General features: G+C 64.1%; 18 protein-coding genes and 1 pseudogene. 8 read left to right on the top strand and 11 right to left on the bottom strand.

What is annotated here, in order from left to right:
* Window positions 1–60 precede the first annotated feature (60 nt).
* The 8 genes from ACFPU0_RS18525 to ACFPU0_RS18490 all read left to right on the top strand — a co-directional run bounded on the left by ACFPU0_RS18525 (window position 61) and on the right by ACFPU0_RS18490 (window position 5,947).
* Window positions 61–1,047 (top strand): alpha/beta fold hydrolase, encoded by a 987-nt coding sequence (locus tag ACFPU0_RS18525; protein ID WP_377694739.1) that lies wholly within the window; start codon window positions 61–63, stop codon window positions 1,045–1,047.
* Between the two features lie 82 nt (window positions 1,048–1,129).
* Complete coding sequence (locus ACFPU0_RS18520) at window positions 1,130–1,429, top strand: Rieske (2Fe-2S) protein (protein WP_377694738.1); 300 nt, start codon at window positions 1,130–1,132, stop codon at window positions 1,427–1,429.
* A gap of 20 nt (window positions 1,430–1,449) precedes the next feature.
* A complete protein-coding gene (gene rraA, locus ACFPU0_RS18515; protein WP_377694737.1) occupies window positions 1,450–1,938 on the top strand; it encodes a ribonuclease E activity regulator RraA in 489 nt (162 codons plus the stop codon).
* 36 nt (window positions 1,939–1,974) lie between these two features.
* Entirely contained in the window at window positions 1,975–2,970 is a 996-nt protein-coding gene (locus tag ACFPU0_RS18510) for a zinc transporter ZntB (protein WP_377694736.1), read from the top strand.
* A gap of 48 nt (window positions 2,971–3,018) precedes the next feature.
* On the top strand, window positions 3,019–3,273 hold the full coding sequence (locus tag ACFPU0_RS18505; protein ID WP_377694735.1) for a CrfX protein: 255 nt from the start codon (window positions 3,019–3,021) through the stop codon (window positions 3,271–3,273).
* Window positions 3,274–3,275: 2 nt separating this feature from the next.
* On the top strand, window positions 3,276–4,100 hold the full coding sequence (locus ACFPU0_RS18500) for a mechanosensitive ion channel family protein (protein ID WP_377694734.1): 825 nt from the start codon (window positions 3,276–3,278) through the stop codon (window positions 4,098–4,100).
* A gap of 95 nt (window positions 4,101–4,195) precedes the next feature.
* Complete coding sequence (gene sigX, locus ACFPU0_RS18495; RefSeq protein WP_377694733.1) at window positions 4,196–4,786, top strand: RNA polymerase sigma factor SigX; 591 nt, start codon at window positions 4,196–4,198, stop codon at window positions 4,784–4,786.
* 108 nt (window positions 4,787–4,894) lie between these two features.
* Window positions 4,895–5,947, top strand: a complete 1,053-nt coding sequence (locus ACFPU0_RS18490) for an OmpA family protein (RefSeq protein WP_377694732.1) — start codon at window positions 4,895–4,897, stop codon at window positions 5,945–5,947.
* Window positions 5,948–6,197: 250 nt separating this feature from the next.
* Here ACFPU0_RS18490 and cobA read toward each other — a convergent pair whose 3' ends face one another.
* The 11 genes and pseudogenes from cobA to ACFPU0_RS18435 form a co-directional block, all read right to left on the bottom strand.
* Window positions 6,198–6,935 (bottom strand): uroporphyrinogen-III C-methyltransferase, encoded by a 738-nt coding sequence (cobA, locus tag ACFPU0_RS18485; protein ID WP_377694731.1) that lies wholly within the window; start codon window positions 6,933–6,935, stop codon window positions 6,198–6,200.
* A 133-nt stretch (window positions 6,936–7,068) separates the two neighbouring features.
* A pseudogene (locus tag ACFPU0_RS18480) lies at window positions 7,069–8,070 on the bottom strand (NAD(P)/FAD-dependent oxidoreductase); the annotation flags it as partial.
* A gap of 252 nt (window positions 8,071–8,322) precedes the next feature.
* Window positions 8,323–9,993 (bottom strand): protein kinase domain-containing protein, encoded by a 1,671-nt coding sequence (locus ACFPU0_RS18475; RefSeq protein ID WP_377694730.1) that lies wholly within the window; start codon window positions 9,991–9,993, stop codon window positions 8,323–8,325.
* 97 nt (window positions 9,994–10,090) lie between these two features.
* The gene (locus ACFPU0_RS18470; RefSeq protein WP_377694729.1) at window positions 10,091–11,302 is read right to left on the bottom strand and encodes an MFS transporter; all 1,212 of its coding nucleotides are present in this window, start codon (window positions 11,300–11,302) and stop codon (window positions 10,091–10,093) included.
* 455 nt (window positions 11,303–11,757) lie between these two features.
* Complete coding sequence (locus ACFPU0_RS18465; protein WP_377694727.1) at window positions 11,758–12,444, bottom strand: polysaccharide lyase family 7 protein; 687 nt, start codon at window positions 12,442–12,444, stop codon at window positions 11,758–11,760.
* A 256-nt stretch (window positions 12,445–12,700) separates the two neighbouring features.
* Window positions 12,701–13,357 carry a hypothetical protein gene (locus ACFPU0_RS18460; protein WP_377694726.1) on the bottom strand — a complete coding sequence of 219 codons (657 nt, stop codon included), beginning with the start codon at window positions 13,355–13,357 and terminating at the stop codon, window positions 12,701–12,703.
* Window positions 13,358–13,823: 466 nt separating this feature from the next.
* Window positions 13,824–15,068: an alanine transaminase gene (gene alaC, locus ACFPU0_RS18455; RefSeq protein ID WP_377694725.1), complete on the bottom strand. Its 1,245-nt coding sequence runs from the start codon at window positions 15,066–15,068 to the stop codon at window positions 13,824–13,826.
* Between the two features lie 147 nt (window positions 15,069–15,215).
* A complete protein-coding gene (locus ACFPU0_RS18450) occupies window positions 15,216–16,310 on the bottom strand; it encodes a polysaccharide lyase family 7 protein (protein WP_377694724.1) in 1,095 nt (364 codons plus the stop codon).
* Window positions 16,311–16,528: 218 nt separating this feature from the next.
* Window positions 16,529–17,107 carry an ANTAR domain-containing response regulator gene (locus ACFPU0_RS18445; RefSeq protein WP_377694722.1) on the bottom strand — a complete coding sequence of 193 codons (579 nt, stop codon included), beginning with the start codon at window positions 17,105–17,107 and terminating at the stop codon, window positions 16,529–16,531.
* 20 nt (window positions 17,108–17,127) lie between these two features.
* Complete coding sequence (locus ACFPU0_RS18440; RefSeq protein ID WP_377694721.1) at window positions 17,128–18,339, bottom strand: CmpA/NrtA family ABC transporter substrate-binding protein; 1,212 nt, start codon at window positions 18,337–18,339, stop codon at window positions 17,128–17,130.
* A 587-nt stretch (window positions 18,340–18,926) separates the two neighbouring features.
* Window positions 18,927–19,592: aconitase family protein (locus ACFPU0_RS18435; protein WP_377694719.1), on the bottom strand; the 666-nt coding region annotated here is incomplete at its 5' end.

The following is a 19,592-nucleotide window of genomic DNA, read 5'->3' as shown; positions in this document are numbered from 1 at the left end:
TTGGTTGATTGACGAAAAGGGCGGGTTCGAAACCCGCCCTTTTTTGTGCAAGCGAAAATCATGCAGAGCAGTAGCGATCTCTTTCCCGTCGCGCTGATAAGCGCGGAACTTCGTGGCGACCTGACCGAGGATGTCTATCGCCTGAAGCCCAACAACAGCCCGGACCCCAGTGTCGAGCTGGTGCTGACCCGGCTTGGCCGTTTCGGCCAGGAGGCCGCCCGTGGCGTGCCGGTCGTCCTGGTCCATGGCAGCTTTTCCAATCGTCGTTTCTGGTATTCGCCCAAGGGCCTTGGCCTGGGGCCCCATCTCGCCCGTGCCGGTTTCGATGTCTGGATCGCCGAGATGCGTGGCCACGGTCTTTCGCCGCGCAACCAGCAATATCGCCGCAATCGCGTGGCCGACTACGCGCGCTACGACCTTCCGGCCATCGCCGGATTCGTTCGCGAGCAGAGCGGACAGGTGCCGCACTGGATCGGTCATTCCCTGGGCGGCACCACCCTGGCCGCGGCCCTGGGCGGGCAGTACCTGGGGGAAGGGCAGGTGGCTTCGGCGGCGCTGTTCGGCAGCCAGGTCAGCCGCGTCTACTGGCCCCTGAAAATGCCGCCGGTGGCGTGGGGCGGCCGCCTGCTGCTCAAGCGCTTCGAAGTGCTGTCCGGTACCCTGTTCAAGCGCGGGCCGGAAGACGAGCCCATTGGCCTGGCCCTGGAGAGCCTGCGCTGGCACGGCCTGTTCGGCCGCTTCGGCGATGCCGAGCGGGATTGGTGGGCCGGGCTGGCGGATGTACGCGTGCCGGTATTGGCCGTGGCGGCGGCGGGCGACCTGCAGGACCCGGTCTGGGCCTGCCGCAAGCTGGTGGAGCAGGTGCCCGAGGCGTATCGCCATTTCCAGCGCCTGGCGAAGGAAGAGGGGTTCAGCGATGACTTCGACCATCTCGCCATGCTGGTGAGCAAGGCCGCCGAGCGCGAGGTCTGGCCGCTGGTGACCCACTGGCTGGCGCACCAACGCTTGCCGGACGGGGAGCGGGCCGCCGAGGCCCTGGTGCTCTGATTCGCCACTTGCCGACGGCCCAAGGTTTCGGCTCGCCGGAGGCTGTGCTAAAGATGGCGGGAATCGCCGGAGCGGAGGCTCCATGTTCGTAGCGCTGGAACGACTGATCAACCTGCAGGAAGGCTACCGCGGCACTTTTCAGGTGCAGGGTCGTCAATTGTTACTGATCGTCGTTGATCAGCAGCCGATCCTCATGGAAAATCGCTGCCCACACCAGGGCGCGCCCCTGCACACCGGCACCCTCGAGGGCAGGGTGCTGCGGTGCGCCAGGCATGGCATGGCGTTCGACCTGGCCAATGGCCGCCCGGTCAATGCGCCTTGCCCTCCGTTGCAGCGCCTGCCGCTGGCCTATGACGGCGACCGCATCGGTCTCGATCTGTAACTGCTATCAAGGAGATGTCCATGCAATACGTTACCCCTGATCTGTGCGATGCCTACCCGGACCTGGTCCAGGTCGTCGAACCCATGTTCAGCAACTTCGGTGGGCGCGATTCCTTCGGCGGTGAGATCGTCACCATCAAGTGCTTCGAGGACAACTCCCTGGTCAAGGAGCAGGTCGACCTGCCGGGCAAGGGCAAGGTGCTGGTGGTGGACGGTGGTGGCTCCCTGCGTCGTGCCCTGCTGGGTGACATGCTGGCCGAGAAGGCGGCGAAGAATGGTTGGGAAGGTATCGTCGTCTACGGTTGCATCCGCGATGTCGACGTCATCGCCCAGACCGACCTGGGTGTCCAGGCCCTGGCCAGCCACCCGATGAAAACCGACAAGCGCGGCATCGGCGACCTCAACGTGGCGGTCACCTTCGGTGGCGTCACCTTCCGCCCGGGCGAGTTCGTCTATGCCGACAACAACGGCATCATCATTTCGCCAGAACCCCTGGAAATGCCGGCCTGATCGAAGAAGCCCGGGCTTCTCTTCCAAGGAGAGTTGATGTTCGAGGAGCGGAACGCCCAGTGGGGGCTGGTACACGCCTTCGTGCTGGACGGAAGGGGCGGCGCGGCGCCGATTTTCCGGGAGGCGCTGGCCGGCCTGCAATTGAAGCCGGAGCAGAGCCTCTGGCTGCACTGGGACCGCAGCCACCCCTTGGCGCGGCGCTGGCTGCGCGAGCAGAGCGGATTGTCCGAGTTCACCTGCGACCTCCTGCTGGAAGAAAGCACCCGGCCGCGCATGCTGGCCTTGCCGGACGACGAGCTGCTGCTGTTCCTCCGGGGCGTCAACCTGAATCCGGGCGCGGTCCCGGAGGACATGGTGTCGGTGCGCATCTTCGCGGCGGCGCAGCGCATCGTCTCCCTGCGCCTGCGGTCGCTGCATGCCACCGATGAGCTGATCGCGCAGTGGGCCCAGGGCTCCGGACCGAAGGTGGCCTCGGAAGTGCTGCTCTATCTGGCCGAGCACCTGACCGACAAGGTCGACTCGCTGGTGGCCGAGCTGTCCGAGAAGGTCGATGAACAGGAGGAGCACCTGGACAACAACGAGCGTTTTCGCCCGGACCATGACCTGATGCTGCAGATCCGTCGGCGCGCCGCCGGACTCAAGCGCTTCCTGGCGCCCCAGCGCGATATCTACGGGCAACTGGCGCGCAGCCGGATGCCCTGGTTCGTCGAGGACGACAGCGACTACTGGAACGAGCTGAACAACCGCCTGACCCGTTACCTGGAAGAGCTGGAGCTGATCCGCGAGCGCATCGGCCTGGTGCTGGAAAGCGAAAGCCGCCGACAGGGCGAGCGCACCAGCCGTACCATGTACCTGCTCGGCATCACCACCGGCTTCTTCCTGCCATTGAGCTTCATCACGGGCTTGCTGGGCATGAACGTGGGCGGCATTCCCGGCGACGGGGCGCCTTACGGTTTCATCATCGCCAGTCTGCTGATCCTGGGCGTGGCGGGGTTCCAGCTCTGGCTGTTCCGTCGATTGCGCTGGCTCTGATGTGACCTGGGCCGCCCCGGGCACGTCTAGCCGACATATCCACGCGAGGTGCGCATGCACGATCCGTTCGAAGAATCCCTGCGGGACCTGCTCAAGGCGTCCCCGCACTCCGACCACGACGATGACGCCACCCTGGGCCGTGTGCTCAAGACGGCCAATCGCCAGGTGGGCGCCGGGGATCTGTTCAGCCTCATGGGCCATTGGCTCGAGGCGATGATGATGGCCCTCAACAATGGTTCGCCTCACCTGGCGCCCGTATCGCGCCGCAATGCTTCTGTCCGTTCTGCAGATAAGGCTGATTGAACATGGAATTCGACCCCTGGACCCAAGGACTCGTTAACGCCATGACGTCGGTGTGGACACCGGTGGCAGGCTTCATTCCGCGCCTGTTCGGCGCGCTGGTGGTGGTGCTGCTCGGTTTCGTGGTGGCGAAGCTGCTGGACACCCTGCTCTCCAAGCTGCTGGCCAAGATCGGGCTGGACCGCCTGATGGCGGGCACGGGCCTGACCAAGATGCTGGCCCGCGCCGGCATCCAGGTACCGGTTTCGACCCTGATCGGCAAGATCGTCTACTGGTTCGTGCTGCTGATCTTCCTGGTGTCCGCCGCCGAATCGCTGGGACTGGACCGGGTTTCCGCCACTCTCGACGTGCTGGCCCTGTACCTGCCCAAGGTGCTGGGTGCGGCCCTGGTGCTGCTGGCGGGTGTGCTGCTGGCGCAACTGGTCAGCGGGCTGGTGCGCGGCGCAGCCGAAGGTGTCGGCCTGGAATACGCCCATGGCCTGGGTCGAATCGCCCAGGGGCTGGTGATCATCATCAGCATCTCCGTGGCTATCGGCCAGCTGGAGGTCAAGACCGACCTGCTGAACAACGTCATCGCCATCGTGCTGATTTCCTTCGGCCTGGCGGCGGCGCTGGCGCTGGGCCTCGGCAGTCGCGAGATAGCCGGGCAGATCCTCGCCGGCATCTATGTGCGCGAACTTTATCAGGTCGGGCAACAAGTGAAGGTCGGCGATGTCGAAGGGCAGATCGAGGAGATCGGCACGGTGAAGACCCTGCTGCTCACCGAGGAAGGTGAGCTGGTATCGGTGTCGAACCGCACCCTGCTCGATCAACGGGTAACCAGCCGCTAACACGATGGCATTTCCCTGCTAATGTATGCCGCCAGACAGGGCGCGCGGACCTCGCGCCCCGGCGGCTTTTGACCTGACTGTCGGCCCGACCCCTTTTGAACAAGCCCCAATCGCTTTCCTTGCGCTATGACCCACGCGAGCTCTCGGACGAGGAGCTGGTGGAGCGCGCGCATGGCGAGTTGTTCCATGTCACTCGCGCCTATGAAGAATTGATGCGCCGCTATCAGCGCACCTTGTTCAATGTCTGTGCCCGCTACTTGGGGAACGACCGCGACGCTGATGATGTCTGTCAGGAAGTGATGCTCAAGGTGCTCTATGGACTGAAGAACTTCGAAGGCAAGTCGAAGTTCAAGACATGGCTATATAGCATCACCTACAACGAGTGCATTACCCAATATCGGAAAGAACGTCGCAAGCGTCGTTTGCTTGATGCGCTGAGTCTGGATCCTTTGGAAGAAGCTTCCGAAGAGAAAGCTCCCAAGGTCGAGGAACGGGGAGGCCTGGAGCGTTGGTTGGTACATGTCAACCCCATTGACCGGGAAATTCTTGTGCTACGTTTTGTCGCAGAGCTGGAGTTCCAGGAGATCGCCGACATTATGCACATGGGCCTGAGCGCCACAAAAATGCGCTACAAACGTGCACTTGATCGCCTGCGTGAAAAATTCTCGGGCCTCGCCGAAACTTAGTTCGGGAAAAATAATCTCTTATGGGCTGGCACCTTCTGCTAGAATTGCCGCCCAAGTTGTCCGGAGATTGTTCGACAACTTACTGACCACCAAGATGGGGATTTACGGATGAAACTGAAAAACACCTTAGGCGTAGCCGTTGGCTCTCTTGTTGCCGCCTTTTCGCTGAACGCGCTGGCTCAGGGCCAAGGCGCAGTTGAGGTGGAAGCTTTCGGTAAGCGTTACTTCACCGACAGTTCTCGCGATCTCGAGAACGGCAACCTGTACGGCGGCTCGGTAGGCTACTACCTGACCGACGACGTCTCCCTGGCTCTGTCGTACGGCGAATACCACGACATGACCTCCGAAGACTCCTTCGGCACCGATGGCCACAAGGACATCAAGGGCAACCTCGCATCCCTGGATGCCATCTACCACTTCGGTACTCCGGGTGTTGGCCTGCGTCCGTACGTTTCTGCCGGCTTCGCCCATCAGAACATCAGCAACATCCCGCCGCGCACTGGCCGTGACCACAGCACCTTTGCCAACGTCGGCACCGGTCTGAAGTACTACTTCACCGAGAACTTCTTCGCCAAGGCGGGCCTGGACGGCATGTACAACCTGGACGCCCAGGAAGCCGAGTGGATGGCCGGTGTTGGCGTTGGTGTCAACTTCGGTGGTTCCACCAAGCAGGCTGAGCCGGCTCCGGCCCCGGTTGCCGAAGTGTGCGCCGACAGCGACAACGACGGTGTTTGCGACAACGTCGACAAGTGCCCGGACACCCCGGCCAACGTCACCGTTGACGCCGATGGCTGCCCGGCTGTTGCCGAAGTCGTTCGTGTCGAGCTGGACGTGAAGTTCGACTTCGACAAGGCCAAGGTCAAGGAAGAAAGCTACGGCGACATCAAGAATCTGGCTGACTTCATGAACCAGTACCCGTCCACCACCACCACCGTTGAAGGCCACACCGACTCCGTTGGTACCGACGCCTACAACCAGAAGCTGTCCGAGCGTCGTGCCAACGCCGTTCGCGAAGTGCTGGTCGACCAGTACGGTGTAGGTGGCGAGCGCGTCAACGCTGTCGGCTACGGCGAAACCCGTCCGGTTGCTGATAACGCTACTGCTGAAGGCCGCGCTGTTAACCGTCGCGTAGAAGCCGAAGTGGAAGCCCAGGCCAAGTAATTGGTTCGAGCTTCAGGAGAAACCCGGCCCCGGCCGGGTTTTTCTTTGCCTGGAGAAAAGTGCCGGAGCGGCCGGCCGGCGTTGCGGCCAGGGTTGGTGCGCACGGCGCACCCTTGCGCGAGGTGTCGTGCGGTAGGGGGCGCTGTGCGCACCGGATACCGTCAGGCAGCCGCACCCAGGTAGCTGGCGAAGATCCATAAAAAAGCCCGGCAAAGCCGGGCAAGCACTACTTCGCAGGAGCGAAGAGGGATCAGGCGGTCTGCGCCATGGGCATAACCGCGGCTGCCGCGGCCACTTCGCCTATTACGAGGATGGCCGGGCTCTTCAGTTCGAAAGCCCTGGCATCTGCTTGCATTTGTCCAAGGGAACTGCGGCATTCGCGCTGGTGGGGCAGGGAGGCGTTTTCGATCATCGCCACGGGCATGGCGCTGGACATGCCGCCCGCCAGAAGCCCCTCGCGGATGTCCGCCAGCTTGGCCACGCCCATGTAGACCACCAGGGTGGTGCCCGATTGCGCCAGGGCGTGCCAGTTGAGGCTGCTGTCGTCCTGGGTGTGGGCGGTGACCAGGGTCACGCCACGGCTGATGCCGCGCAGCGTGAGGGGGATGCCGCAGTTGGTGGCGCCGGCCAGGCCAGCGGTGATGCCGTTGACCAGCTCGCTCTCGATGCCGCGTTCGGCCAGCCACTCGGCCTCCTCGCTGCCACGGCCGAAGATACAGGGGTCGCCGCCTTTCAGCCGTACCACGCACTTGCCCTGCCGCGCATAGCGCAGCATCAGGCGGTGGATGAATTCCTGGGGCGTCGAGCGGCAGCCGCCGCGTTTGCCGACGCGGATAACCCGGGCCGCGTGGCAGTGCTCCAGCACCGCCGGGTTGACCAGGTCGTCGATCATCACGATTTCCGCCTGGTTCAGGGCCTTCACCGCTTTCAGGGTCAGGAGTTCGGGGTCGCCGGGACCTGCGCCCACCAGCCAGACTTTGCCGTTCATCTCGGTACTCCTCGGCGCGGGCGCCGCAGTTGATTCAGGTCCAGGCCAATACGTCGTCGGAGGCCAGTTCTATCTGCCAGTCGTGCAAGGGGCAGGCGCCGGGCATTCCCGATACTTCACCCGGATGGGGCAGGTCGCCGGCGCTGAACATCTCGATCCCGGCCACCTTGAGCCTGGTGCCGGTGCTGGAGCCCTGGTAGCGGGCGAAGCCAAGCATGGCCAGGTGGTTGGCGCAGACCTTTGCCTGTTCCATCAGTGGCGCTACCAGCCCATAGGAGATGCCGCGGTGATTGGCACACTCGCCAATGGCGTAGATGCGCGGGTCGTAGGTCTGCAGGGTGTCGTCCACCAGGATGCCGTGGTTGCAGGGCAGACCGGCCTGTTCGGCCAGCTCGGTGTTGGGCTTGATGCCGGCCGCCATGACCACCAGGTCGGCAGTGATCACCTCGCCACCGGCCAGTTGCACGGCGCAGACGCGGCCATCGCCGTTGTCGATCAGCTCTTCGGTGGCAGTGCCCAGGCGGAAGCGGATGCCGCGGGCCCGCAGGGCGCGCAGCAGCTTTTCGCCGGCAGGGCGGTCGAGTTGTTTTTCCAGCAACCAATCGGCGAGGTGCACCACGGTCACGTCCATGCCGCGTTGCTTCAGGCCGTTGGCCGCTTCCAGGCCGAGCAGGCCGCCGCCGATGACCACGGCGTGGCTGTGGGTGCGGGCGGTCTCGATCATGGCGCGGGTACCGGCGATGTCGCGATAGCCGATCACGCCCCGCAGACGATTGCCGGGGATCGACAGTCGGCTTGGCGTGGAACCGGTGGCGATCACCAGGCGGTCGTAGTCGGCGCAGGTGCCGTCTTCGGCGATCACCCGGCGACGCTGACGGTCGATCTGCACCACCTTGCGATTCAGCAGCAGCTCGATGCCGTTTTCCGCGTACCAGGCCAGGTCGTTGAGGATGATTTCCTCGAAGGACTGCTCACCCGCCAATACCGGGGAGAGCTGGGCACGGTTGTAGTTCGGATGGGGTTCGGCGCCGAACACCGTGACCTGATAGTGGTCGGGAGCGAGCCTCAGCAGCTCTTCGAGGGTACGCACTCCGGCCATGCCGTTTCCGATCACCACCAGCTTGGGTTTGTTCATGCGGGAGACTCCTGCATAAAGGTCGAGCAAACAAAAAAGGCGTCCCGCTGTTGCCAGCAGGACGCCTTTGTCCAAGTCCCGATCGATCGGGAAAGTGCCGTCTCGTCGTTGAGGCGGGCGCTTTTGTAGATTGTCGATACCGACTTTGCAGATGTCGTGCCAACCCTGGGATCCCCGTATTCCGGAGCGCGGCGGGGGTGACCTGCTGGTCGCCTCGCTCTTCGCTGGGGCGATGCGCACTGTTCTGGTGCGTCACCCCTTCAGCAGCAGGGCCAGCAATACCAGGTTGCACAGCAGGGAGAATAGCGCCATGCCGCGCCAGACTTTCAGCGGTTCTCGCTCCAGCAGCGGCCTGGGTTTGACCGTGAGTGCGCGGCGTTCGCCCTGTTCGAGGGCCAGCAGCCACTCTTCCATGGTTTCGTAGCGGCTGGCCGGATCGGCGGCCACTGCGCGGGCCAGGCATTCATCCAGCCAGGTGGGCAGGTCGGGCCGGTAGCGGCTGGCCGGGGTGGGTGTGCCGAAGCGCGGATGCTGGAAGGCCTCCACTTCGCCGTAGGGGTAGTGGCCGGTGAGCAGGTGGTAGAGGGTCACGCCCGCGGCGTAGAGGTCCTGCTGTGTCGAAGGGGCGGTACCGGCGAAGGCCTCCGGGGCGATATAGCTCGGGGTACCGGGCAGGCTGTGGGCTTCGTCCTGGGAAAGGCCGGGGCAGTAGGCCAGTCCGAAATCCAGCAGGCGCAATTCGCCGTCGTCGCACCAGAGCAGGTTTTCCGGCTTGATGTCGCGATGCAGGATGTTGCGCCGATGCAGCTGGCCCAGGGCCCTGAGCAGGCGCGGCGCGATATCCTGCCACTCCGGCAGCGCCATGGGACCGCTGAGCCGGAGGTGCTCGGCCAGGGTCTGGCCGGCATACTCACGCTGCACATAGTAAAGGTGCTGGCGTTGGGGCAGGGGATGGGGCTCGGGGAAATGCCGCCCGGCTACCCGCCGCAGGAACCACTCCTCCAGCAGCAGCGCCGGGCCCGCTCCGGGCTCGTCATGGCGACTGGCCGGCAGGGTCTTCAGCAGCCAGCGTCGCTCCTGGGCATCCCGCACGCGGTAGACCATCGACTGGCGGGATTCGGCGATCAGCCGTTCCACCTGCCAGCCTTCGAACGCCTGGCCCTCCTGCAGCCTTGGCGGCAGTGGCCAGTGGTCCAGCTGTGCCAGGGAGTCCGCGAGGCCCGCCTGGGGCAGGTGGTCGACACGTACCAGCAAGGCGCTGGCGTTATCCTGGCTTCCGGCCAGGTGCGCCGCGCTGACCAGGGCCTGGGCGGCGGCCGAGAGGTCCTGTTCATCCAGCAGGATGCGCTGGATGCCCTGGTCGCCAAGCACTGCCCAGACGCCATCGCTGACCAGCACGAAGCTCTGGCGTTCCTCCAGTTCGCCATCCAGGTAGTCCACCACCAGATGCTGGTCCAGGCCCAGCGCGCGCTTGAGGACGTGCTGCATGCCGGGTTGTTCCCAGACATGGTCTTCGCTGAGGCGCGTCAGTTGCTTGCCGTCCCAGCGGTAAGCGCGGCAATCGCCGACGTGGGCCAGGGTGTAGCGACGGCCACGCAAGACCAGGGCGGTGAGGGTGGTGAGCAGCGGCTGGCCGCCGCCGTTGGCCTGCAGCCAGCGATTGTGGGCGACCAGCAGGCGATCCAGGGACTGGGCGACGGCCCAGGTTTCCGGGGTCGAGTAGTAGTCCAGCGCCAGGGCCTGCAAGGTAGCGCGGGCGGCCAGGCCGCCATCGGCGCATTGGCTGACGCCGTCAGCCAGGGCGAAGAGGAAGCCTTTGCTCGCCGCCAGGGCCGGCGCCGGGGTAACCACCCGCAGGGCGTCCTGGTTCTCGCTGCGGGGACCGGTGGCGCTGGCTTCGCCGAAGCTGAGTTGCAGGGTCATCTGGGCACAAGTCCTGTATGGGCGAAAGGAGCGCGGGTGCGCTCCTTGTCGGGTGATGCCCGGTGCCGGTCCAGGCCGGCACCGGAATGCTTCGTGGTCAGACGCGGGCGGCGGTTACCGCGGCCGAGCCCCAGGTGGTGCGCCAGCGCTGCTTGACGCCGTGGAGGCCGAACCAGGCCACGACGCCCAGGCTGGCGAACAGCCAGAGGCCGAGCTGGTAGTCGCCGGTGTATTGCTTGATGGCGCCGAGACCGGCGGTCAGGCAGAAGCCGCCGATACCGCCGGCCATCCCGATCAGGCCGGTCATCACGCCGATCTCCTTGTGGAAACGCTGCGGCACCAGCTGGAATACCGCGCCGTTACCTGCGCCAAGGCTCAGCATGGCGACCACGAAGAGCGCCAGGACGAGGGGCGGGTTGGAGATATGGAAGCCCACGGCGGCGATGCACAGCGACGCCACAGTGTAGACCGCCAGCAGAGTGCGGATACCGCCGACGCGATCGGCGAAGGCGCCGCCCAGCGGGCGCATCAGGCTGCCGGCGAAGACGCAGGCGGCTGTGTAGTGGCCGGCGGTGACCGGGGCCAGGCCGTACTGGTCATGGAAGTAGCCGGGCAGGGTGCTGGCCAGGCCGAGGAAGCCGCCGAAGGTGACGCTGTAGAACAGCATGAACCACCAGCTGTCACGGTCGCCGAGGGCCTTGAGGTAGTCGCCGAGGGCCTTGGGTGCCGGGCGGTTGGGGGCATTGCGCGCGGCCAGGGAGAAAATCGCCAGGGTCAGCACCAGCGGGATCAGCGCCAGGCCGAAGACGCTGTTCCAGCCGTAGAGGGCGGCCAGGCCCGGAGCGAAGAGGGCGGCCAGCACGGTGCCCGAGTTGCCGGCGCCGGCGATACCCATGGCCTTGCCCTGGTGCTGCGGCGGGTACCACTGGGAAGCCAGCGGCAGGGCGACGGCGAAGGAGGCCCCGGCAACGCCGAGGAAGAGGCCGAGGAGCAGGGCCTGCTCATAGCTGTGGACGCCCATCTGCCAGGCCACGAACAGGGCGCTGATCACCACTATCTGGCCGACCAGGCCGGCGGTCTTGGGCGAGGTGCGGTCCGCCAGCATGCCCATCAGGAAGCGCAGCACGGCGCCGGCCAGGATGGGGGTGGCGACCATCATGGCGCGTTGCTGGGTGGTGAGCCCCAGGTCAGCGGCGATCTGTACACCCAGCGGGCCGAGCACGTACCAGACCATGAAACTCAGGTCGAAATAGAGGAAGGCGGAGAACAGGGTGGGCGTATGGCCGGCTTTCCAGAAACTCGTTGTCATCGAACACCTCATCTGCAGTAAGGGGCCGGGAGGCGCCCCGTCGTGATCGTGGGCACGACGGTCGCACCTCCCGGTAAAACGTCGCGCTTGTGGCGCTTCGTCCTGCGGCCGGAGCCGCAGCGGGATTGAGTGAGCTGCAAGCGAACGTCCGGATTCCGGCCCGTCCACCGCCCCATCGCTGGGGCCGGAACGAAAAAGGCGCCGCACCACTGCCCGCATTGCTGGGGAGTGACGCGACGCCTTTGTCGTGTAGTGGGGCAACCGCCTTTGGTTACCTCTGCCTGTAACAGAGCAAGACCTGGGCCAATCTTCGAAATGGCCGTTCTAGAGCGGTTTGCTCGCGATCGGCGATTTTCTGTCCTGATTCAAAACGGGGCGATGGGGCCTTCGTTGCACCGAGTTGAAGCCGATTCGGTGCCGTCGGGCCGGATTGCCCGGCATTTCCATGCTGGGTATCAGCGGTGCAGGCTGTTCAGCCAGTAGAAGGTGACGCGGCCACCTTCGTTGAGGGGGCCGTAGTTATCCTGGATATAGGCACCCGCCTTGAAGTACAGCTGCTGGGGAGACCAGTAGCCGCTGAGCTCGCGGTACAGGCCACCGTCATCGCCCTTGCTGGTGATGGTGATGCCGAGTTTGCCGGAGGGGGTGATGCGCAGGTCGTAACCGAAGCGCTCACCCAGGTCGACGTTCTGGGCGAGCAGAATGTTCTCCACCTCGCTATCCCCGGGGCGTTTGCGCAGCAGCGCCTCGATCCGGCCATTACCGCGCAGGTAGTGGTACTGGATCTTGACCAGCGGGTCGTTGTAGCTGCCGGGCTGGTCCTTGCTGTGGATCTGGCCTATGACGATCTTGCGCTCGCTTGGCACCTGCTCCACCGAGAGTACCGCGCTGAGGTAATTGTCCGCGCTGCTGTAATACCAGTTGCTGAGGGTGCCGTCGGCCTGGGTTTCCCGCAGTTCGGTGCGCGGGTAGGTGGAGTCCGAGGTGTGGGAACCGTTCACCGGCACCCAGAAACTGATGCTGCCATCGGAGTTGCGGCGGAAGTACTGGCTCTCGTAACCATTGCTAAGCCGTTCGGTGGTGATCAGGGTTGCGGAATCGATGGCGGGAACCGTGAGGTTCCACGTGGTGAGGTCTATCACTTCATGTCCTTACTGCTGGATATCGGGCAGCAGTTCGTACACGCGGATATCGAAAAAGTTCCGATGGAGCCGACCGGCGGAGCGGGGAGGATACTGGCACTTTAATGCTGGATTCGCTGTTGATTCGAGGTCAGCGACAGGGAAGGGGGCAGCGAAGTGAAGAGTTTCTTGTAACGTTGAAGTTGTCTTGCAAGTTATTTGAAATTGCCAGTTCCAATATTCTTCTTGAAACTGGGCATCCCTGCCCAGTCATCTCTTACCACGACGCGAGTGCGGGATTCACTCGGGAAGGAGTGAGGTTTTCAGCTCTGTTGCTTGCCCACTTCACCAGCAGTGTCATCGCAATGAAGCCGAGGCAGATGAGGACCGGGTAAGCGAACATGATTTCGCCCAGGGAGTATTTCCAGCTGAGCGGACGAGCGATGCCCAGCATGGCCCCGTAGAACCAGGAAACTCCGGATACGACACCCGAGAATACTGCGAGGGTGCGGGCGTTGGTTTCCATCTTGACCAGCGTGCCGGCCTTCTTGATGGCAGGCAGTACAGCGCTGTGCAGGAGGAAGCCGTTAACGGTCAGCAGTACTACGACCAGGATCTTGGCCTGGAGTTTGGGGTTGAGGAAGTACACCGCGCCTTTGACAGAGTAATCCATCAGGATGATACCTATCCCTGTAGCCCAAAGCGCCGCCAGTGCAAGCAGTACAGTTTTCTTCAGAGTATCAAGATGGGTTTTGTCGCTATGAGAGTCGTCTTTGCCGGAGATCATCTGCTTGATCATGGCGTAGTCGCTGGTCAGGACCAGGCCGATTGCCACGCAGCAGGCGATCAGGTGGGCATAAACTACACCCATGCGCATTAATTCCATGGTGGCTTCCTGTTTGAACAGGGAAGTGATCAGATGGTACAGCTCCATGGTTTACCTCTTGTTTTACAAAGTAAGTTGGTGTGCTGATGCAGTTAGGGCACCGATATGTGTTGATATTTCTTTCTCGCGAGTCTCTTTGGACTGCTAGTGGTCTTTATGTAGTTCGTACAGCTCTACTCGTACTTCATGTCTTCATATGCACTCCTCCTTTTTTTGAGACAGAGAAACCTCTGCACATGAACTTGTGCATTGGGAATCGCTCCGGACTCAAGGGGAAAAAAGACATGCGCGCCGCTGACCGACCATGGTTCAGCTTCGGCACGATGAACTCAGGCTTTCATGAGAGTCATAGTAGCCTGATTTTGTTCAAAAAATGTTCAAAAAGCTGACGAACGGTTGTAGGAAGAGGGGCCATCCAATGGCCTGAAAAAGGCGAGAAAGCCTTGCCGGGCGGGCGTTTCAGGAAAGTTCAGGTTTTTTCGTGCCCCCTGTGACCAGGGGGCGCGAACCGGCGTCAGGCCTTGCCGGTCTTGCGGGCCCTGGGCGGAACCGGTTGGCCGAGGATGCCATCGGCGCGGAACATCCCCTTGATGCCACGTACGGCCTGGCGGATGCGGTCCTGGTTCTCGATCAGCGCAAAGCGCACATGGTCGTCACCATAGTCGCCGAATCCCAGTCCCGGGGATACGCAGACCTTGGCCTCGGCCAGCAGCTTCTTGGCGAACTCCAGGGAACCCATGGCGGCGTAGGGCTCGGGAATCTTCGCCCAGACATACATCGAGGCCTTGGGGTTTTCCACCATCCAGCCGATCTCGTGGAGCCCCTTCACCAGCACGTTGCGGCGCTGGCGGTACTGCTCGGCGATGTCGCGCACGCACTGCTGGTCGCCCTCCAGGGCGGCGATGGCCGCGACCTGCAGCGGAGTGAAGGTGCCGTAGTCGTGGTAGCTCTTGATCCGCGCCAGGGCGCTGACCAGCTCCTGGTTGCCGACCATGAAACCGATTCGCCAGCCCGCCATGTTGTAGCTCTTGGACAGGGTGAAGAACTCCACCGCGATGTCCTTCGCCCCGGGCACCTGCATGATCGAGGGCGCCTTCCAGCCGTCGTAGACGATGTCGGCATAGGCCAGGTCGTGCACCACCAGTACTTCGTACTGCTTGGCCAGGGCGACCACGCGCTCGAAGAAGTCCAGTTCCACGCACTGGGCGGTGGGGTTGGAGGGGAAACCGATGATCATCATCTTCGGTTTCGGAATGGATTCGCGGATGGCCCGTTCCAGTTCGGCGAAAAAGTCCACACCGGGCACCAGGGGTACCGAACGGACCTGGGCGCCGGCGATGACCGCACCGTAGATGTGGATCGGGTAGCTGGGATTGGGCACCAATACCGTGTCGCCATGGTCCAGGGTGGCGAGCATCAGGTGTGCCAGGCCTTCCTTGGAGCCGATGGTGACGATGGCTTCGCTTTCAGGATCGATCTCCACGTCGTAGCGGTCCTTGTACCAGCGCGAGATGGCCCTGCGCAGGCGCGGAATGCCGCGGGAGGTGGAGTATCCGTGGGTGTCTTCGCGCTGGGCGACCTGCACGAGCTTTTCCACGATATGCGGCGGGGTGGCGCCGTCGGGGTTGCCCATGGACAGGTCGATGATGTCCTCGCCGCGACGGCGTGCGGCCATCTTGAGTTCGGCGGTGATGTTGAAGACGTAGGGGGGGAGACGATCGATACGCGCGAAGCGGCGCGCTGAACGCTGGTCAGCCATGCTTTCCTCGGATACGTAAGCGCCCGGAACCGTCCGAGCGACGTCGGCCACTGCTGTGGCCTGGCGGCGAAGATAAGGGCTGGGCGGGGGGCTTGTCGAGGAAAGTTTCTCGACGCCCGGCCGATTCGCGGCCGGGAGCCGTCGGCGTTATTGCGCCACCAGGATGGAGAACTTCTTGTGATGGGTGCTGCCGTTGACATCGCGTACCTGGGCTACGAACCAGTGGGCGATGGGTGAGACGGCGCTGGGCGCCGGTGTGCCCTGCACGACCCCGTCGGCGGACAGGTTGAGGCCCGCCGGCGGATGGCCGCTGACCAGCTTCCAGGTGGCGCCGCCGAGGCCGCCGGTGCTGTAGAGCTGCGCCAGGTAGGGCTGGCCGGCGTGGGCGTCGGGCAGGGCAGCGGCGCTGTTGACGAAGAGCCCGTCGTTGGGATGGCTGGCCGCCAGGCGGTAGAACTTCACCCGCGCGCCTTCGCTGGCGCTGTCGCCATGCATGTGCAGGTAGGCGCCGGCCTTGAAGTAGAAGGTCTCGCCGTTCCAGGCCGGGTCCATTTCCATGCGCGCCACCGGCCCGCCATTGGCCGATGCCATGGCCACATTGCGGCTGACCCTCATCTGGTAGCTGAAGGTCTCGCCCAGGGCGACATCGTCGGCCAGCACATGGTTGGTGAAGGGCGGCCCCTGTTCCGGCAGGCCCTGCAACTTGGCGATCACCCGGCCCGAACCCTTCGCCGCGTCATAGCGGTAATAGACCATGATCAGCGGCGCGCTGCCGTAGCCATGGACCTGGCCGACGATGACGATACCGTCGCTGGGCACCTGCAGGACCTTGAGCAGGGCATCCTGCACCGACTCGCCCGCACCGTTCCAGTTCAGCCCGAGGGTGCTTGGGTCGAGCATCTCGCGAAGTTCCGTGCGCGGGCTGCTGGAGCCGCCGGCGGTGGCGCCATTGATCGGCGTCCAGAAGGTCATGGCACCATCCCGGGTATCGGTGTGGAACCAGCGTGATTGGTAGCCGTCGGGGCCGCTGAGCTGGTCGGGGCGGACCGTGACCGCCTTGCCGGTGGTACCGCCGTCGGCATCCTGCGGCACGGTGAGGTTCCAGTTCTCCAGGGCGAAATTGCCGCCGGGCGGAACGCCGGTGTACAGATCCGCGCTGGCATCGCTCAGCAGCAGCCAGCCGATCAGGCCGATCCATCGGTTTGCGGGCGGTCGTACTGGAGCGGGGGAGTGCGTCTGCATGCCTTTCTTCCTCGTCGGGGGCCGCCTCGCTTGGCTCGAGACCATGGATCTTGAGCCGGGCGCGCCTGTTCTGTGCCTGGAGATGACCTGCCGGCGGCAGGTCTATCACTGACTGGGTGCCCGAAAGCAAGGTTCGAAAGAATTGCCACCGAGGTGACCGGCGGCCGGTACGCGGGATGCCGCTGCGTCGGCGAATTCCCGCTTTGAGGCGGGTCAGCCTACTTCCCCAGCATGTCGTGCATGGCGATGATCTGTTCGGCCACCTGGATCAACTTTTGCTGCCGGCTCATCGCCTGGCGGCGCATCAGGGTGTAGGCCTCTTCCTCGTTGCAGTTCTTCATTTTCATCAGCAGTCCCTTGGCCAGTTCGATGCGCTTGCGTTCCGCCAGCTGCTGGTCGCGGGCCGAGAGTTGGGCGCGCAGCGCCTGCTCGCTTTCGAACCGGGCCATGGCGACGTCGAGGATGGGTTGCAGGCGGTCGGCCTGGATGCCTTCGACGATGTAGGCGCTGACGCCGGCCTGGATGGCCTGGCGCATGACCTTGGGGTCGTGCTCGTCGGTGAACATCACGATGGGGCGCGGCTGGTCGCGGGTCACCATCACCACCTGTTCCATCACGTCCCGGCCTGGGGATTCGGTATCGATCAGCACCACGTCCGGGCGAATGGCCTCGACGCGGGCCGGCAGGTCGATGGTCAGTCCGGATTCGTCGATGACGTCGAATCCGGCTTCCACCAGGGCGGCCTTGAGCCGGCCGACTTTCTTGGGGGTGTCATTGATCAGCAGGATACGCAACATGGCGGCGTCTTCCCAAGCGGCTACAGGGCGATGGCCCGGACACTGCCGGCCAGCGAGTGGATCGGGAAGCTCCGTGCGTAGCCCGCCGGGTCACTGCCGTCCCAGGTGCGTCCGTCGATCAGTATGGCGCTGCGCATCAGCTCCGGCACCGGGATTCCCAGGGATTCGGCGGCCTGGCAGTAGATGTCCAGGCGCTGCACGCGCTGGGCCACTGCCAGGTAGTCCGGGTCGTCACGCAGCAGGCCCCAGCGTCGGAACTGGGTCATGAACCAGATCCCGTCGGACAGGTAGGGCATGTTCACCTTGCCGTCTTCGAAGAAGCGCAGCGGGTGTTCATCTTCCCAGGCGTTGCCGAGGCCGTCCTGGTAGTGGCCGAGGAAACGCCCCTCCACGGCCGAGAGCGGTACGTCCACGTAATCACTGCCGCTGATGAGCTGGGCGGTGCTGTGGCGATTCTCCTCGCTGGCGTCGATGAAGCGGCTGGCCTCCAGTACGGCCATGGTCAGGGCGCGGGCGGTGTTGGGGTACTGCTCGGCGAATTCGCGGGTTACGGCAAGAACCTTTTCCGGATGGTCTGGCCAGATCATCTGGCTGGTTGCCAGGGTGAAGCCCTGGCCCTGGTCCACTGCCAGGGCGCCCCAGGGGCCGCCGGCGCAGAAGCCGTCGATGCGCGCAGCCTCGAGGTGGGCAACCATCTGCGAGGGCGGCACCACGACCGTGTCGACGTCCCGCAACGGATGGATGCCCTGGGCCGCGAGCCAGTAGTTCAGCCACATGGCGTGGGTGCCGGTGGGAAAGGTCTGGGCGAAGGTCAGGCGTGCACCGCCTTGGCGCACATGGCGGGCCAGTGCCTCGGAACTGGTCACGCCGATGCGCTTGAGTGGTTCGGAGAGGTTGATCGCCTGGCCGTTCTGGCACAGGCCCATGAGGATGGACATCGCGGCGCCAGGTCCGCCGATGCCCAGCTCGATGCCGTAGACCTGGCCGTAGAGGGCCTGTGCCGCGTCGAGTTCGCCGCAGAGCAGCTTGTCGCGCAATGCGGCCCAGGAGGATTGGCGCTGGAGGTTCAGGGTCAGGCCGTAGGGTTGGGCGAAGCCCTGGGTTGCGGCGACTATCAAGGACGCCGAATCGGTCAGGGGCATGAAGCCCAGGTTGAGCATGCACTTCTCCGGTGCATCGCTGCCCGCTATCCAGGCCAGGTTGTCTGCGCGCGTGTTCTGCTTGTCCGTCATCTTGGTTGCCACCTGTCAGCGAAATGGCGCCGATCCGGAGCAGCCGGGGCCCGCCGGTATCGACGCCATCGTCATCACCCCGCTCCGCTGCTGGAGTGAGTGTCGTTGAGGCGGATCAAGCAAGCGATATGCCAGGGGCCGAAAAAAGAAACCCCGCCGGGGGCGGGGCAAGGGTTCGAGGTCGGAGCCACCTCAACGTTCGATGATCTTTCGCGGGATCTGCTGGACGCGGCCTTCGTGGTCCTCGAACTCGATCAGGCCGGTGTCCTTGTGTCTCGTCAGTGGTGATGAGCGGGCCGTCCGTGATGGCAGCTGATACCTGCAACATAGCTGCTGGCGGAGGGGCTGCAAGGCGAACAGGGCTAACCTCTGTCGAAACTGTGCGGTTATTGGCAAGCGGCCCTGCAGCTTGCGCCAGGAGGGGGTTGGCAGGGGCAGGGTTGATCGAATCACTGTCGGTGGTGGACACGAAAAGCGATATCCACCCTGCGCATATGGCCTGTTCGCCGCGGCATGGGGCATATCCGGAGCAAGAAAAAGCCCCGCACGGGGCGGGGCTTCTTCATTACCGAGCTACCGATGCAGGCTTAGGCCTGGACCACCGGGATCTTGGCGTTGGCCGCGGCTTCCTTGTACTCGGCGATCTGGTCGAAGGACAGGTAGCGGTAGATATCGGCAGCCATGCTGTCGATGTTCTTCGCGTATTCCATGTACTCGGCCACGGTCGGCAGTTTGCCCAGGATCGAGGCCACGGCCGCCAGTTCGGCGGAGGCCAGGTAGACGTTGGTGGCGTCGCCCAGGCGGTTGGGGAAGTTGCGGGTGGAGGTGGAGACCACGGTGGCACCGGTCTGCACGCGGGCCTGGTTGCCCATGCACAGGGAGCAGCCCGGCATTTCCATGCGCGCGCCGGCCTTGCCGTAGATGCCGTAGTAGCCTTCCTCGGTCAGCTGGTGCTGGTCCATCTTGGTCGGCGGGGCCAGCCACAGGCGGGTCGGGATACCGCCCTTGACCTTGTCCAGCAGTTTGCCGGCGGCGCGGAAGTGACCGATGTTGGTCATGCAGGAACCGATGAACACCTCGTCGATCTTGTCGCCGGCCACGGTGGACAGCAGGCGGGCATCGTCCGGGTCGTTCGGCGCGCAGAGCACGGGCTCCTTGACCTCGGCCAGGTCGATCTCGATGACCGCGGCGTATTCGGCGTCGGCGTCGGCTTCCAGCAGTTGCGGCTTGGCCAGCCAGGCTTCCATGGCCTG

Source organism: Pseudomonas sp. GCM10022186 (genome assembly GCF_042656385.1).
Taxonomy (GTDB): Bacteria; Pseudomonadota; Gammaproteobacteria; order Pseudomonadales; family Pseudomonadaceae; genus Metapseudomonas.
Note: the sequence above shows the minus strand (reverse complement) of the source record. Positions and strands in the feature narration are given on the sequence as shown.